The organism is Sphingomonas sp. (assembly GCF_019749955.1).
Lineage (GTDB): Bacteria > Pseudomonadota > Alphaproteobacteria > Sphingomonadales > Sphingomonadaceae > Sphingomonas.
This window is the reverse complement of record NZ_JAIEPC010000016.1, coordinates 113767-127455: the sequence shown is the minus strand read 5'-3', so window position 1 is coordinate 127455 and position 13689 is coordinate 113767. Positions and strand designations below refer to the sequence as shown.

The following is a 13689-nucleotide window of genomic DNA, read 5'->3' as shown; positions in this document are numbered from 1 at the left end:
GGGCGGCTGTGGGAGCAGGAAATGGGCCCCGAAGGCGGCGACGAAGTCAATCTGATCGAGCCGGGCAAGAATTACGGCTGGCCGCGCGTCTCCTATGGCCGCAATTACGGCGCGGCCACCGACGACATTCCCGATCACGCACCGGGCGACGGCTTTGAACCGCCCAAGGTCTGGTGGAACCCGGTGATCTCGCCGGGCGGGCTGATGATCTATTCGGGCAAGATGTTCCCGCAGTGGCGCGGCGACGCCTTCATCGGCGGGCTGTCATCGCAAGCGCTGGTCCGCGTCCACCTGAACGGCGCGACTGCCGCCAAGGGCGACCAATGGAACATGGGCGCGCGCATCCGCGAAGTCGAACAAGGCCCCGACGGCGCGATCTGGCTGCTGGAGGACGGCTTGCAAGGATCGCAGGGGCGGCTGCTGAAGCTGACGGCGGCGGGAGGCGTCGCGAAGCGATGACTGCGGCGTTTCGCGTGCGCCCGCGCTTAGGCGAAGCGGCGAGTTTTTATCGGCAACGACGCAAGCGATCGCGCGGTGTCGGCGCTTCTGGACGGGAACGGGGTCGGAAAGATCAAGTCCACCCCGGAGCGCCAATCAAATGGTGCCGGACGGCGCGGGAATGCCCCGTCAATCGACGCTGACGCCGGCGCGTTTGGCATTGGCGCGCAGCGTTTTGCGCTGTTCTTCAGTGCGAAGGAACATCTCTGCGGCGCGCTTTTGAAAGTCGCTCTGCGGCAGACCCTTGACCGAATCGGCAACGGACTTGTCCGACAGGTCCAAGCTAAACTTCACGGCCATAAATAATTCGCTCCGAAAAAATTCGCAAAAACCGACGCCGTCTCGGGATCGTGATCGATCGGGTCGCCACTCGCGCCAAAGGCGGTTATGGGGACCGGTCGAAAGATAGCATGAATCCGCCTTACGACAAGGTTTACCCGACGCACATTTTCACCGGCATCACCGGAAAAGCCGAACGACCCATCGATCGCAACGACAATGCGCCGACGACCGCGCTCTGGAGGACCATCTGCTTCGACTCCGCGATACCCTCCGCCGGGCAATGACCGCAAGTCGATCGGGATGCACAGACACCACTGCATCGATGGCGAAATCAGCGCCCGCAAGGCGCGATACTGCCCGGTCAGCGTTTCGGCAATGGCCGTACCCGGCATCTTCAGCGCACTCGGCCCGCCATGTACCAATTCGCCCGACAGCCACGCCTGCCCGGAAAAGGAATCATTTGCCGGCAAGCGCAGAAATCGATCGGGCGAACGCCGGAACCCAATGTTGAAACGGTTGTGCAACATCATCGGAACGCCAACGCTATCGAAACTCTCGGGATAGAAAACCGCAACCCTCATCTGGCCCGCCGACAATCCGCGCCCGAGCGTCTTAACCGCGATGTCGCGGACCTGTCCGCAGAAGAGCTGGGCCAAAGCATAGTCGTCCAGCATCGGCAGAATGAGATTGAGCTTCGCCGAATTGTACGCGCCATTGATCGCCGCGCGCACCCGGTCAAGGGCTGCATCGAATTCAAGCAGCCCCAGTTTGTCGGCATCGAGCGGCGCGGTGAACATCCGGTCGATGCCCCGGTTCTGCAGCATAGGCTGCGCGCTCAGGACGGTTTTTACGGTCGCACGCAACGGGCTGAACCCGACCCCGGTGACGCGCGTCGTCGCAACCCGACCCTTGATCGACGACAGCGCGGTCGCGGCCTCCGGGTCCAGGCGGCGTTCCTCGTCGAATACCCACGCCGGTAGGTTTGAGACGACGCCGCCGTCAACGTACCAGCGATACCACCATCGCCATTCGCGCGTGAACTCGAGTCGCCGTGGCCGAAAGATAACGGGGATCGCGATCGACGCGACCACGGCATCGGCGATCGGGCGATCGGGGGTCGTCCGCGACGAAAAAATCTGCGGTTTGCCGTTCGAAATGTCGGTCGCGACAATCTTCAGCGCGGGCACGAACACAGCGTCCACGTCGGCGCCGGACGCAAGCGCCTGTTGCTGCTTCTGCTGCCAGTAACGGTCGAGATCGGCAAAAGTCACGCCGCGCGCTTCGGCGCCGACGATCTTCCGGCGCAGCGCCGCGTCTATGCCGTCGCGAACACGATCAAGCGACACCAGCCCCTGCGCGGTCATCGCGACCATGCCGAACGCGACGCCGAGCACGGCGGCGAGCGACAGCGCCTGAACCCAGATCAGCCATACCCATGTCCAGCTGCTGGGCGACCCGAACGCAAGGCCAACCAGCCCGGGTGCCGTCGCACTGAGGCCGATCAGAGTTGCGAACATGACAGGCCCGACCAGCCACAGCGCCGTCGGTGCCCGGAGCAGCAAGAGCCAGACCCAGCCGATGCCAATCATGCGTGGGACCGTCCGCACCGGTTCGGGCGGCGGCCGAAAGCCGCGCCGCAATCGAAGCCAAGGCACCGGCGGCAGCTCAATGTCGTCAAGGATTGTCCTGGAACCGCCGTCCGGGATGTCCTGCCCCAAGGGGACGATCAGTTCCTCTGCCTGGTAATCTGCCGATGCCAAGGCCGCGATGATCGCGCCTGCCGATGTGCCGGCAAATCCGCGTAGCTGCAACCCGCGCTCGCGCCCGGCTTCCTGAAGCGCCTGCAAAGCGCCGATATGGAGCAGGCCCCGCGCACCGCCGCCTTCGAAAATGCAATAGCAGCGTTCGATGCCGTCGTCCCGATCGTCAGCCGTGGACGGATCATTGGCCATTTCACCCCCCGGTCCGACCAGAATCGTTTCGTAACCAGTGACTTATAGCCCGGTGAATCACTTCATCAACACCAATTCCTCCGCCATCGTCGGGTGCAGTGCCACCGTCTCGTCGAACGCGTCCTTGGTCAGTCGCGCCTTCACCGCCACCGCCGCTGCCTGAATAATCTCGCCCGACTCGGGTCCGATCATGTGCAGGCCCACCACGCGGTTCGACGCGCCGTCGCACACCATCTTGTAGAGCGCGCGCTCGTTGCGGCCGGCGAGCACATTCTTCATCGGGCGGAAGTCCGAAGTATAGACCCGCACTGCGCCATATTTCTGCTTGGCCTGGCTCTCGGTCAGCCCGACCGCGCCGATCGGCGGGTGGCTGAACACTGCGCTCGGGATGCAGCCGTAATCGACGCGGGTGGGCTTGCTGCCGAACACCGTGTCGGCAAACGCTTGCCCCTCGCGGATCGCGACGGGGGTGAGCTGCACGCGGTTGGTAACGTCGCCGACGGCATAGATGCTTGCCACGCTCGACTGGTTGTCGTCGTCGACCTTCACCGCGCCGTTATCGAGCACGACGCCCGCTTCTTCCAGCCCCAAGCCTTCGGTATTGGGCACGCGCCCCGTTGCGAACATCACGCAATCGACCGTCATCGGTTCGCCGGTCAGGAATTCGACCAACAGGCTGCCGTCGGGCTGCCTTTCGATCGATTTGAACTGGGTGTTGAAGCGGAACTGGATGCCCTTGCCCATCGAGATTTGCAGCAGCCGGTCGCGGATCTGCTCGTCGTAACCGCGCAGGATCGCGTCGCTGCGGTTGACGACGGTCACCACGCTGCCGAATTCGTGGAAGATGCCCGCAAATTCATTGGCGATATAGCCCGCGCCCGCGATCAGCACGCGCTTCGGGAGCGCTGGCAGATGGAACACTTCGTTCGAGGTGATCGCATGCTCGCTGCCGGGGAAGTGCAGCAATTGCGGCCGCGCGCCGGTGGCGATCAGGATGCGGCCGGCCGTCACGGTCTTGCCGCTGGCGAGCCGCACTTCATTGGGGCCGGCGACTTCGGCGCGGTCGAGGATGACTTCGACCTTATGGCTGTCGAGCGTGGTGGTGTAAGCGGCGTTGAGCCGATCGACCTCGGCAAGCACATTGTCGCGCAGGCGCGGCCAGTCGAAATTGCACGGCGGCACGTCCCAGCCGAAGCGGCGGGCATCCGCCAAATCCTCGGCGAAATGCGCGCCGTAAACGAGCAGCTTCTTGGGCACGCAGCCGCGGATCACGCAGGTGCCGCCGACGCGAAACTCCTCGGCAACCGCCACCTTGGCGCCGTACGCCGCCGACACGCGCGCCGCGCGCACCCCGCCCGAACCGGCACCGATGACGAAAAGGTCATAGTCGTAATTGGCCATTTATAGTCTCCAAGACCGTTCGGGCTGAGCTTGTCGAAGCCCTGTTCTTCTTTTCCCACGTTCCGCAAAAGAAGGACGGCCCTTCGACAAGCTCAGGGCGAGCGGTCGATATGTTGATGCGTTATCCCAGCGCGCGCTTGATCAAATCGGTGGTCGAGGGGTCAAAATCCAGCCCCCCTGCCCCCGCCGCCTTGGCCATTTCCTTGCCGAGTTCGACGCCGAACTGGTCGAACGGGTTGATCCCGAGCAGCGCCGCACTCACGAACACGCGCTGTTCATAGAAAGCGATCAGCGCGCCAAGGCTGTGCGCGTCGAGGCTTTCGATCAGGATCGTCGCGCTCGGGCGGTCGCCCGGATAGGCGCGCGCCGGGTCGGCATCGTTGGCGCGGCCCTTCATCAGCGCGGCACCTTGCGCGAAGCAATTGAGCAGCAACTGGCGGTGATGCTCCTCATCAAGCGCATCGCCCGGTTCAGTCACTGCGACAAATTCGACCGGCACCAGATGCGTGCCCTGGTGGAGCAACTGAAACACCGCATGCTGCGCATCCGTCCCCACCCCGCCCCAGGTGATCGGCGCAGTGTGACGCCCGACCGGCTTGCCATCGAGCCCGGCCGCCTTGCCGTTCGATTCCATCTCAAGCTGCTGGAGATAGCTCGGCAACAGCCGCAGCCGCTCGTCATAAGCGAACACCGCGCGGGTCTCGGCGCCTTTCACTTGCGTGTAGAACAGGTCGCCAAAGGCCGCGAGCATCGGCGCATTTTCATGCGCGGCGGCGAGCCGGAAATGCCGGTCCATCTCGCCCGCACCGTCGAGCAACTCCTCAAACGCATCCCAACCCAGCGCGAGCGCTGCCGGAAACCCGATCGACGACCAGAGCGAATAGCGCCCGCCCACCGACTCGGCGAAGGGCAACACGCGGGTTTCATCGACGCCCCATTCGACGGCCTTGTCGGGCGCGGCGGTCAGCGCGATCACCCGGCCATAGGGATCATCGACCCCGCCCTCGCGCAGCCATTGCAGCGCGCTCGTCGCATTCAGCAGAGTTTCGGTGGTGGTGAAGGTTTTGGACGCCACCACGACCAAAGTCGCATCGGGTTCGAACTGCGCGAAAGCGGCTTCAAGCGCGCAGCCGTCGATGTTCGAGACGATCGCGACATCATAGCGCGCGTCGTCACGGCCAAGCGCGTCGATCAGCAGGTCGGGCCCCAGCGCCGACCCGCCAATGCCGATGTGCAGGATATTCCGCACCGGGCCGAGCGCGCCCGCCTCAATCGCATCGATCAGCGCGCGCATGCGGGCGTGGAGTTGCGCCGCGCGCGCGACCGCTTCCTCGCTCCCTTCGCCGCGTTCGGCGCTGTGTTCGGCCGCGCGGCCTTCCGTGGCGTTGACCGGCTCGCCCGCGAACAGCGCCTCGCGCTTGGCGGCAAAGCCCTGCGCCTTGGCGAGTCCCTCAAACGCCGCCACCGCATCCGCCGTCAGATGCGTCTTCGACCAGTCGAAGTGGAGTCCTGCAACATCGATCGAAAAGCGCGCCAGCCGATCGGGATCATTGGCGAACAATGCTTCGAGCCGGGGCGGGTCGAGCGTTTCGATCGCGTGCCAGTCGGCGGTCATGGCAGGGGCTCCTGTGGCTGCATCGGGGATGCCCGCGCGCTAGCACTGCGCCCGCGCCGCCGCCACCCCCGGCTTGACCCCGATACTTGACGCGCCGCCCTCGCCCGCCGCAAAGCGCGCGCATAATGGATGATATGACCGCCACCCCGATTGCCGCCGCCCCAACGCGACCCGCGCGCGCGGAGTGGCGCGAGACCTTGTGGTTTCTGGTGCGGCTGGCAATCCTGTTCACGCTGCTGCGCAGCTTCATCTTCTCGCCCTTCGTCATCCCGTCGGAATCGATGCTGCCGCGCCTGTACATCGGCGATTATCTGGTGGTGTCGAAATTCTCCTACGGCTTTTCGCGCCACAGCCTGCCGTTCAGCGTGCCGCTGATCCCCGGGCGTATCCTGGCGCGGCTGCCCGAACGCGGCGATGTCGCGGTGTTCAAGGCGCCGCCGCTCGACCGCGAGGACTATATCAAGCGTGTCATTGGCCTGCCCGGTGACACGATCCAGCTGCGCCACGGCCAGATCATCCTCAACGGCGTCGCCGTGCGGCAGGAGCCGGTCGAGGATTTCGTGATCCCGGCCAGCCCCAATTACGGCTGCGCCGCGCCTTTTGCCGAGCAGAGTTTCGGCAAAGCCTATTGCCGCTATCGCCAATATCGCGAGACGCTGCCGAACGGAAAGAGCTATGCCGTGCTCGATCGCGGGACCACGGCGGCCGACGACACCGAGCTGTTCACGGTGCCCGCCGGCCATGTGTTCATGATGGGCGACAACCGCGACGACAGTCTCGACAGCCGCTTTCCCCAGATACCGGGTCAGGGGATCGGCTTTGTGCCGGTGGAAAATCTGGTCGGCCGCGCGCAATTCACTTTCTTCTCGACCGATGGCAGCGCGTCGTGGCTGCTGCCGTGGACGTGGTTCTCGGCGGCGCGCGGCGACCGGATCGGCAAAGGCTTTTGAGCGGCGATCTGGCCGATTGGGTCGCGCGGTCTCTGGGCGCCGTGCCGCGTGACTTCGCGCTATACGAGCGCGCCGTCACGCACGGCAGCCAGGCGGCGGCGAATTACGAACGGCTCGAATTTCTCGGCGACCGCGTGCTGGGACTGACGATCGCCGAGTGGCTGTTCGCGCGTTTCCCGAACGAAGCCGAGGGCGCGCTGTCGAAGCGGCTGAATGCCTTGGTGACCGGCCCGGTCTGCGCCGAAATCGCGCGCGAACTATCGCTCCCCGCGCAGTTGAAGCTCGGCAAGCAAGCGCGCGACGACGGCGCGTTCGACAGCGACAATGTGCTTGGCGACGCGCTCGAAGCATTGATCGGCGCGCTCTACCTCGATCATGGGCTGGAGGCGGCGCGCGCGGCGGTGCGAGCGCTCTGGGCGACCCGCATCGAACGCGACATCCGCGCGCCGCAGCATCCCAAATCCGCGCTCCAGGAATGGGCCGCCGCGCACAACCGCCGCCCGCCCGAATATAGCATCGTCGAACGCTCCGGCCCTCACCACGCCCCGCGCTTCACGGTGCAGGTGACGATCGGCAAGCTCGCGGAAGCAACCGCCACCGGCGCCTCCAAACAGGAAGCGGAAACGGCGGCGGCGCAGGCGCTGTTGGGGCAGTTGGAGGGGTAGGCACGGCTCATGCACATCAGAGACGAGCGTCCTGAGGACGTCCAGACAATCTACGAGATCACCCAAGCTGCCTTCAAACCCATGCCGTACAGCCAAGGGGATGAGCAGGACCTGATCAACGCGCTCCGCGCAGATGGCGCACTGGCCGTTTCGCTGGTCGCCGAGCGCGACGCCGAAATCATTGGCCACATCGCCTTCTCGCGCGTCACGATCGACAACCAGCCCGGCAACTGGTTCGTTCTCGGCCCGGTGTCGGTCAAACCGGGTTTGCAATCGCTCGGCATCGGCAGCGCCCTGATCCGCGAAGGGATCGAACGCATCAAGGCATTGAAGGCCGATGGGTGCGTGTTGCTGGGCTATCCCGCTTATTATGGTCGCTTCGGATTCGCGCACGATCCCCAGTTGACGTGCAATAGCGAAGCCCACCCCTATTTTCAGCAACTGACGCTTAGAGGGGCAACGCCAAAGGGCGATGTGCGCTATCACCCCGCCTTTTATGCATGAACACAACTGTCCGTGTGGTGATCGCGGTTAGCGCACAGGCATTGCTGATATTGGATTGTCGAGGCACGCATGCTGGCGCAAGAGCAACCCATGCCATGCCAGAACCCCAGTGGAGCCCGGACCAAGTCCAGGGTGACGGAACAAGTTGATGACTGAAACCCAAAAATGCGGCCTCGTCGCCGTCGTCGGTGCCCCCAACGCGGGCAAGTCGACGCTCGTCAATGGCCTGGTCGGTCAGAAAGTCGCGATCGTCAGCCCCAAGGCGCAGACCACGCGCGTCCGGCTGATGGGCGTGGCGCTCGAAGGCGACACGCAAATCCTGCTCGTCGACACGCCCGGCATTTTCGAGCCCAAGCGCCGCCTCGACCGCGCGATGGTCGCCGCCGCGTGGAGCGGGGCGGAAGGCGCCGACCTGATCGCGATGGTGGTCGACGCCAAAGGCGGGCTCGGCCCAAAGGTGCTGCCGATTGCCGAAGGGCTGGCGGGGCGGCGCGAGAAGAAGTTCCTGATCCTCAACAAGGTCGACCTTGCCGACAAGGCGCGGCTGCTGGTGCATGCCGAAACGCTCAACGCCAAGGTGCCGTTCGCCGAGACGTTTTTCGTCAGCGCGACCACCGGCGATGGCCTGCCCGAGCTCAAAGCCGCGCTTGCCGCCGAGATGCCCGTGGGGCCGTGGCATTTCCCCGCCGATCAGGTGTCCGACGCCAGCGAACGGTCGCTCGCCGCCGAAGTAACGCGCGAGCAACTCTACCTCCAGCTCCACGCCGAGCTACCCTATGACAGCGCAGTCGAGACCGAACAATATAAGGAACGCGAGGACGGGTCGGTCGAAATCCACCAGCAAATCCTCGTCGCGCGCACCACCCAGCGCGCGATCGTGCTTGGCAAGGGCGGCGCGCGGATCAAGGAAATCGGCGCCCGCGCCCGCGCCGAACTGTCGATGCTGATGGAGCGCAAAGTCCACCTTTACCTCCACGTGAAGGTGAAGGAGAATTGGGACGAGGATCGCGGCGTCTACCGCGACATGGGGCTGGACTGGGTCGAATGAAGCACGTGAAAGCAGCAATCGTCCAGGCAGCGCCGATCCCGCTCGCGATTTCGGACGGGATCACCGCGCTCGTCGATCATGTCGCGCGCGCGGTCGACGAGGGCGCCGAGGTCATCGCGTTCGGCGAAACCTTCCTCGGCGGCTATCCGCTGTGGCTCGACGAAGCGGCGGGCGCGGCGCTCTGGGATCACCCGGGGGCGAAGGCGCTCCACGCGCTGATGCTCGAGCAGGCCGTGCGCGACGACGATCCGCGCTTTGAGCCGCTGCAAGCACTGGTCGACAAGAGCGGCATATGCGTGTCGGTCGGCGCGCATGCACGGGTGCGGTCGAGTCTGACCAACACCCAGTATATCTTCCGCCCCGGCACAGCGCCGCTGCCGCACCGCAAGCTCGTGCCGACGCATGGCGAGCGGCTGATCTGGGCGCGCGGCGATGGCTCGACGCTTGATGTGCATGAAGCGCCCTGGGGGCGGCTCGGGAACCTCATTTGCTGGGAACATTGGATGCCGTTCGCGCGCGCGGCGATGCATCACGCTGGCGAGCATATCCACGTCGCCGCATGGCCGAGCGCGCGCGACATGTATGCGGTCGCCGCGCGGCATTATGCCTTTGAAGGGCGCTGCTTCGTGCTGTCGGCGGCGACGATCCAGCACCGCGACGACCTGCTCGACGGCCTCGCGCGGGTGGGCGGCGATGCCGAGGCGGAGGCACTGATCCGGCAAATTCCCGACGAGCAACTGCAAAATGGCGGCAGCGCGATCTACGCCCCCGATGGCGCGGTGCTGGCCGAGGCGGGATCGCAGGCGGAGATCATTGCCGCGACACTCGATATGCGGATGATCGACCGCGAACTAGCGGCGCTCGACACCGACGGCCATTATAGTCGGCCTGATGTGTTCGAACTGCGGGTCAATCGTAGAGCGACGGCGGGGGTGGTTGAGGGTTAGGTCTCGAAGGAATGGCCGTTTGTGGTGGATTGCCGACGGGCAGTTTTAACGAGCTTTTGTGCCTGACTTATCCCTTTCCTTTTGGCTCGTCGCCCCGTGCTTGCCACGGGGCTTGGCTTTTCTTTCGGGGCTGCCGCTGGCGATAACACCACATGGCAAAGGGCGGTTGGGTCTACATTACCGCGAACCGGTATCGCGTGGGCATGTACGTCGGCGTGTCAGCCGACGTCATCAGGCTCGTCTAACGGCATCGTTTCCCGCAAAGCGCCTGCGCCCGTTCCTAGCCGCAGCCTGCCTGCGCTCCCGTCACCTCGGCCCAAACCCAACCGCCAGGCTCGCCTGCGGGGGCTGACCTAATGCTAATGTCGATTGCCCGACGCGGGATGCCCCGGCGGATAAGAGCGGCGCTAACCGAGTTCGCACGCCGCAGCGCCAAGCGTCGATTTGCAACCGTGGTGCCCGTGCCGTCGCCCCAGGCCGTGAGACGGAGCCTCGATCCTGGGCTTGCCCGTCGAAAGTTGCCAACCGTTTCGGTCAATTGGTCGTCGACCGTTGGACTTAGTCGCGCGCTCCTGCGCTCGAAATTGAATGAGGGTGGCCCGCAGGCAATGGACGGAGCCGTAATGAAGGCGCAAGCTGCTAGAAATAGAGCGCACATCCGCCGCACTGAAAAAAACTCCATTTACAGCCGCTTCTCCGACGTCTGTAGATATCGTGATCAGACTGCATCTGCAATTCCAGACCCGACCCTCTCCCGCGTGCGAGACAGGGTTGGTTGAGGGCACAGTCAGCCCTCGACCTCCAAACGCCCCATCCGCATCCCCTTGGTCCGGCTGGTCAGGTGGAACCGGCGGCAGCGGTCGCAGCGATAGGGGCGCAGCAGCACCGATGCCGTCCGCGCGACCGCCAGCGCATCAGCCGCCGACGCGAAGCGTGCCTTGCGGGTACAGACGCTCAACCGCGTGCGCTTCACCCGCGCACGATCAGGTAATTCATCCGCGCCGACGCGATCGGGCGGTCGCGGTCGTCCTGCCACGCATGCGCTTCGACATTGGCGACGCGGTTGCCCAGCCGGGTGACGATGCCGAGCGCGCGCGTTTCCTTCTCGCGGCCGCCGCGCATGAAATCGACCGTCACGTTGATCGGCTTGATCCGGCTGTCGCCCGCATCCTCCAGCGCAAGCGCGTGGCGCAGCGCCGCGATGGCCGCGACTTCGAGCAGCCCGCCGAGCGCGCCGCCGTGCAGGAAGCCGGGGCGCCCCATCACATCGGTCGAATAGGGCATCATCAACACCGGCGGGCCAATGTCGCCTGCTTCGACCGACAGGCCGAGCAGATCGGCATAGGGCGGCAGCTTCATGGCTGCACCTCGGTAAACATGAAGGTGCCGGCGACATGCGCGAGCGGATCGCCGGGGTCGCCGTCATGCGCGGTCCCCCGCACGAACGAAATCGCGCGGGTGATCCGATAGCATTCGCCCCGCCCGTACACGGTCTTGCCGGGGGTGGCGGGGCGCAGATAATCGATGCGCAGGTCGAGCGTCGCATGCGGGCGGAATTCGCCCAGCTTGAGCCAGACGCCGAGACTCGTCGCCATGTCCATCATCGACAGGATCGGCCCCGACGCGAGCACACCACTGGTTTCATCGCCAATCAGCGCGGGATTATAGGGCAGCGCGAGTTCGGCCCAATCGGGGCCATGCGCATGATACTCAATCCCCAGCCGCCCCGCATGCGCGCGCTTGCCATAACTCATGAAAATGCGGGGATCGAACGGCGGCTGAGACATTGCGCGCGGCTTTACACACAGCATCGGGGGCGTGCCAAGCCGCAACAAGCACAGGGAAACCTTTCAGCGATTTAACTCTCCCGCCCAAGCAACGTCGCTTAACCTTTCCTCGAAGTGATAATAAAGGCTGGCTATGGGCATCATTGGTATCGATATTGATCAAATTGTCGATCTTAGCACCCAAGTCGCGGTCAGTGGGGCCATCCGCATGGGCGAGATTGTCGGCGACGATATTTTTGAAATTATCGTCGCGATCGCCGTGATCGTTTACGAAATGGATCCGCGCGCGGTGTGATGCAGCAGGCAACGCCGCCCGCACGTGCACGACTCACCGAAGCGCAGGCTGCCTCGGCAATGCTCGCGCAGGACTGGCGCCAGAGTGCGCCCTACGCCCGCGCGACGGCGCTGTTCGCCGATTGCGACAATGCCTCCGCTGAATCGATTGCCGATCGCGCGATGGTGCTGCTCGCCGATCCCGACTGGGCGGTTGATCTGATCGCGCCGCTGATCGATGCGCTGGCGCTAGACGCCTGGATCGATCCGCCGCTGCGCTTCAGCCGCGATCCGCTGCGCACCGGCGCGATCCTGTTCGAGCATCCCGCCGTTACGATCACGGCTGCCATACTGTCCGCGGCGACGCTGGCGGCGGCCCCCCGGCCAACCACAGTGGTCGTCCCCGGCCGTTTGTCGGTGGTGCGGTATGAGCGCGGCGGCGGTGCGACCTTGCTGCTGTGGCGCGCGGAGCCCGCGACGCCCGATTTTACCGCAGCAGATGCGCCGCCTTGCCGTCCGGTGGGCGCGGTGCGGCTCGTCGACGGGCTGGTCCGCCGCATTGACGGACGCAGCCACGCCCAGCTGATCGACGGCGCGACGAGTGACATCGTCACCGTAACCGCGACCGTCCGCGCCGACAGCGCCGCCGTCATGCGCGAATATGCGCAGGGCGACGGCGCGCTGGTCCGCGTCGCGGCGCTCGACGACATCGCCTCGCGCACGCAGATGCTCGCAGCACTGTTGCGCCACGCCGGGCGCGCCGATGCGGGCGACGTGTTCGACCTGGCGAGCCGCGATCCGGCGCATTTTGTGCGCTGGGGCGTGATGCGCGAATGGCTCGCGCTCGATGCCGGTGCGGCGCTGCCCCGGCTGCGCGCGATGCTCGACGATCCGCACGCCGAAATTCGCGCCGCCGCCGCGCAAATGATCCCGCTGGTCGAGGCCAAGCTGCAATGCCGCGACTGATCGATCCCGGCGAGCCCCCCGCGATCACGCTGGAGGCGCTGGCCGATGCGCTGGCGTCGACACCCGCCGACGCGCGCGATGAGGACGCTTTCGCCAGCCTTGGCCCGCTGCTCGCCGGGCTGGGGCGCAACCGCGATTTCCTCGCCGATCTCGCCATTGCCGAATTGAAGGACCGCCACCAGCGCCAGACCGCCAACAGCTATGGCCCGCAAGTCATGCTGCTCACCGCCGACCGCCGCTTCGTCGTGCGCGCCAATTTCTGGCCAGCGCGCAGCGACGCGGTTCTGCGCGCCAGCGGCCCCGCTGCCTTTTTCTACGGCTTCGCGCACGACCATAATTTCCCGTTCCTGACCTATGGCTATGCCGGACCGGGCTATCTCAGCGACGATTTTGTCTATGACGGCGACCAGGTCGAGGGATGGCCCGGTGAGCCGGTCGACCTTCGGCCCGTCGGTACGACCCGCCTCGATCCCGGTCGGCTGCTGCTTTACCGCGCGCACCGCGACGTCCATGTCCAGCACCCGCCCGAAGCGCTCTCGGTATCGCTCAACATCCTCGCGCGCGATCCCGCCCAGCAATGGCGCAACCAGTACGAATTCGACGTCACCGCGCGCACGATTGTGCGCAGCATGACGACAACGGCGTCCGAAGTGCTGATGTCGCTCGCTGTGCATTTCGGTGGCGGCAACGGGCTTGATCTCGCCACTTCCTTCGCCGCGCGGCATCCCTCGCCGCGCATGCGGCGCACCGCCGCTGCCGCGCTCGCCTCGGTCGCCGCTGCGCAGGCGCTCGCAGCATGAT

General features: G+C 65.3%; 17 protein-coding genes. 9 read left to right on the top strand and 8 right to left on the bottom strand.

Annotated features, from left to right (window positions below; translation table 11 throughout):
• Positions 1-459, top strand: a 459-nt coding sequence (locus K2W81_RS05935; RefSeq protein WP_294102206.1) for a PQQ-dependent sugar dehydrogenase, incomplete at its 5' end; no start/stop codon positions are given.
• A gap of 168 nt (positions 460-627) precedes the next feature.
• On the opposite strand, the gene K2W81_RS05930 is transcribed toward K2W81_RS05935, so the two are convergent.
• From K2W81_RS05930 to pgi, 4 genes are all read right to left on the bottom strand, one after another.
• Complete coding sequence (locus K2W81_RS05930) at positions 628-798, bottom strand: hypothetical protein (protein ID WP_294102204.1); 171 nt, start codon at positions 796-798, stop codon at positions 628-630.
• Positions 789-2732, bottom strand: coding sequence for a patatin-like phospholipase family protein (locus tag K2W81_RS05925; RefSeq protein ID WP_294102202.1), 1944 nt, complete (start codon positions 2730-2732; stop codon positions 789-791). The genes K2W81_RS05930 and K2W81_RS05925 overlap by 10 nt, the downstream gene beginning before the upstream one ends.
• 57 nt (positions 2733-2789) lie before the next feature.
• Positions 2790-4133 (bottom strand): glutathione-disulfide reductase, encoded by a 1344-nt coding sequence (gene gorA, locus K2W81_RS05920; protein WP_294102200.1) that lies wholly within the window; start codon positions 4131-4133, stop codon positions 2790-2792.
• A gap of 121 nt (positions 4134-4254) precedes the next feature.
• The gene (gene pgi, locus K2W81_RS05915) at positions 4255-5748 is read right to left on the bottom strand and encodes a glucose-6-phosphate isomerase (RefSeq protein ID WP_294102198.1); all 1494 of its coding nucleotides are present in this window, start codon (positions 5746-5748) and stop codon (positions 4255-4257) included.
• 125 nt (positions 5749-5873) lie between these two features.
• Between pgi and lepB the strand changes: the two genes are divergently transcribed.
• The 5 genes from lepB (at position 5874) to K2W81_RS05890 (ending at position 9862) form a co-directional block, all read left to right on the top strand.
• Entirely contained in the window at positions 5874-6698 is an 825-nt protein-coding gene (gene lepB / locus K2W81_RS05910) for a signal peptidase I (RefSeq protein WP_294102197.1), read from the top strand.
• Complete coding sequence (rnc, locus tag K2W81_RS05905; protein ID WP_294102195.1) at positions 6695-7363, top strand: ribonuclease III; 669 nt, start codon at positions 6695-6697, stop codon at positions 7361-7363. The genes lepB and rnc overlap by 4 nt, the downstream gene beginning before the upstream one ends.
• Positions 7364-7372: 9 nt before the next feature.
• Complete coding sequence (locus tag K2W81_RS05900) at positions 7373-7867, top strand: GNAT family N-acetyltransferase (RefSeq protein ID WP_294102193.1); 495 nt, start codon at positions 7373-7375, stop codon at positions 7865-7867.
• Between the two features lie 148 nt (positions 7868-8015).
• A complete protein-coding gene (gene era / locus K2W81_RS05895; RefSeq protein WP_294102192.1) occupies positions 8016-8915 on the top strand; it encodes a GTPase Era in 900 nt (299 codons plus the stop codon).
• Positions 8912-9862, top strand: a complete 951-nt coding sequence (locus K2W81_RS05890; protein WP_294102190.1) for a carbon-nitrogen hydrolase family protein — start codon at positions 8912-8914, stop codon at positions 9860-9862. Before era ends, K2W81_RS05890 begins: the two co-directional genes overlap by 4 nt.
• Before the next feature lie 280 nt (positions 9863-10142).
• On the opposite strand, the gene K2W81_RS16450 is transcribed toward K2W81_RS05890, so the two are convergent.
• The 4 genes from K2W81_RS16450 to K2W81_RS05875 all read right to left on the bottom strand — a co-directional run bounded on the left by K2W81_RS16450 (position 10143) and on the right by K2W81_RS05875 (position 11649).
• Positions 10143-10520 (bottom strand): OmpA family protein, encoded by a 378-nt coding sequence (locus K2W81_RS16450; RefSeq protein WP_366932215.1) that lies wholly within the window; start codon positions 10518-10520, stop codon positions 10143-10145.
• A 129-nt stretch (positions 10521-10649) separates the two neighbouring features.
• Positions 10650-10835: a hypothetical protein gene (locus K2W81_RS05885; RefSeq protein ID WP_294102189.1), complete on the bottom strand. Its 186-nt coding sequence runs from the start codon at positions 10833-10835 to the stop codon at positions 10650-10652.
• Positions 10832-11221: a hotdog fold thioesterase gene (locus K2W81_RS05880; RefSeq protein ID WP_294102188.1), complete on the bottom strand. Its 390-nt coding sequence runs from the start codon at positions 11219-11221 to the stop codon at positions 10832-10834. Before K2W81_RS05880 ends, K2W81_RS05885 begins: the two co-directional genes overlap by 4 nt.
• Complete coding sequence (locus tag K2W81_RS05875; protein ID WP_294102186.1) at positions 11218-11649, bottom strand: PaaI family thioesterase; 432 nt, start codon at positions 11647-11649, stop codon at positions 11218-11220. Before K2W81_RS05875 ends, K2W81_RS05880 begins: the two co-directional genes overlap by 4 nt.
• 133 nt (positions 11650-11782) lie before the next feature.
• Between K2W81_RS05875 and K2W81_RS05870 the strand changes: the two genes are divergently transcribed.
• The 3 genes from K2W81_RS05870 to K2W81_RS05860 are packed head-to-tail and all read left to right on the top strand — an operon-like array spanning position 11783 to position 13688.
• Positions 11783-11944 carry a hypothetical protein gene (locus K2W81_RS05870; RefSeq protein WP_294102185.1) on the top strand — a complete coding sequence of 54 codons (162 nt, stop codon included), beginning with the start codon at positions 11783-11785 and terminating at the stop codon, positions 11942-11944.
• Positions 11944-12888: a hypothetical protein gene (locus tag K2W81_RS05865; protein WP_294102183.1), complete on the top strand. Its 945-nt coding sequence runs from the start codon at positions 11944-11946 to the stop codon at positions 12886-12888. Before K2W81_RS05870 ends, K2W81_RS05865 begins: the two co-directional genes overlap by 1 nt.
• Complete coding sequence (locus K2W81_RS05860) at positions 12876-13688, top strand: transposase (protein WP_294102181.1); 813 nt, start codon at positions 12876-12878, stop codon at positions 13686-13688. The genes K2W81_RS05865 and K2W81_RS05860 overlap by 13 nt, the downstream gene beginning before the upstream one ends.
• Position 13689 lies beyond the last annotated feature (1 nt).

What these genes read in the sequence shown, in the direction of transcription:
- K2W81_RS05930 (WP_294102204.1), bottom strand. Translation starts at nt 798, where the DNA reads ATGGCCGTGAAGTTTAGCTTGGACCTGTCGGACAAGTCCGTTGCCGAT.
- K2W81_RS05925 (WP_294102202.1), bottom strand. Translation starts at nt 2,732, where the DNA reads ATGGCCAATGATCCGTCCACGGCTGACGATCGGGACGACGGCATCGAA.
- gorA (WP_294102200.1), bottom strand. Translation starts at nt 4,133, where the DNA reads ATGGCCAATTACGACTATGACCTTTTCGTCATCGGTGCCGGTTCGGGC.
- pgi (WP_294102198.1), bottom strand. Translation starts at nt 5,748, where the DNA reads ATGACCGCCGACTGGCACGCGATCGAAACGCTCGACCCGCCCCGGCTC.
- lepB (WP_294102197.1), top strand. Translation starts at nt 5,874, where the DNA reads ATGGATGATATGACCGCCACCCCGATTGCCGCCGCCCCAACGCGACCC.
- K2W81_RS05900 (WP_294102193.1), top strand. Translation starts at nt 7,373, where the DNA reads ATGCACATCAGAGACGAGCGTCCTGAGGACGTCCAGACAATCTACGAG.
- era (WP_294102192.1), top strand. Translation starts at nt 8,016, where the DNA reads ATGACTGAAACCCAAAAATGCGGCCTCGTCGCCGTCGTCGGTGCCCCC.
- K2W81_RS05890 (WP_294102190.1), top strand. Translation starts at nt 8,912, where the DNA reads ATGAAGCACGTGAAAGCAGCAATCGTCCAGGCAGCGCCGATCCCGCTC.
- K2W81_RS16450 (WP_366932215.1), bottom strand. Translation starts at nt 10,520, where the DNA reads ATGTGCGCTCTATTTCTAGCAGCTTGCGCCTTCATTACGGCTCCGTCC.
- K2W81_RS05880 (WP_294102188.1), bottom strand. Translation starts at nt 11,221, where the DNA reads ATGAAGCTGCCGCCCTATGCCGATCTGCTCGGCCTGTCGGTCGAAGCA.
- K2W81_RS05875 (WP_294102186.1), bottom strand. Translation starts at nt 11,649, where the DNA reads ATGTCTCAGCCGCCGTTCGATCCCCGCATTTTCATGAGTTATGGCAAG.
- K2W81_RS05870 (WP_294102185.1), top strand. Translation starts at nt 11,783, where the DNA reads ATGGGCATCATTGGTATCGATATTGATCAAATTGTCGATCTTAGCACC.
- K2W81_RS05865 (WP_294102183.1), top strand. Translation starts at nt 11,944, where the DNA reads ATGCAGCAGGCAACGCCGCCCGCACGTGCACGACTCACCGAAGCGCAG.
- K2W81_RS05860 (WP_294102181.1), top strand. Translation starts at nt 12,876, where the DNA reads ATGCCGCGACTGATCGATCCCGGCGAGCCCCCCGCGATCACGCTGGAG.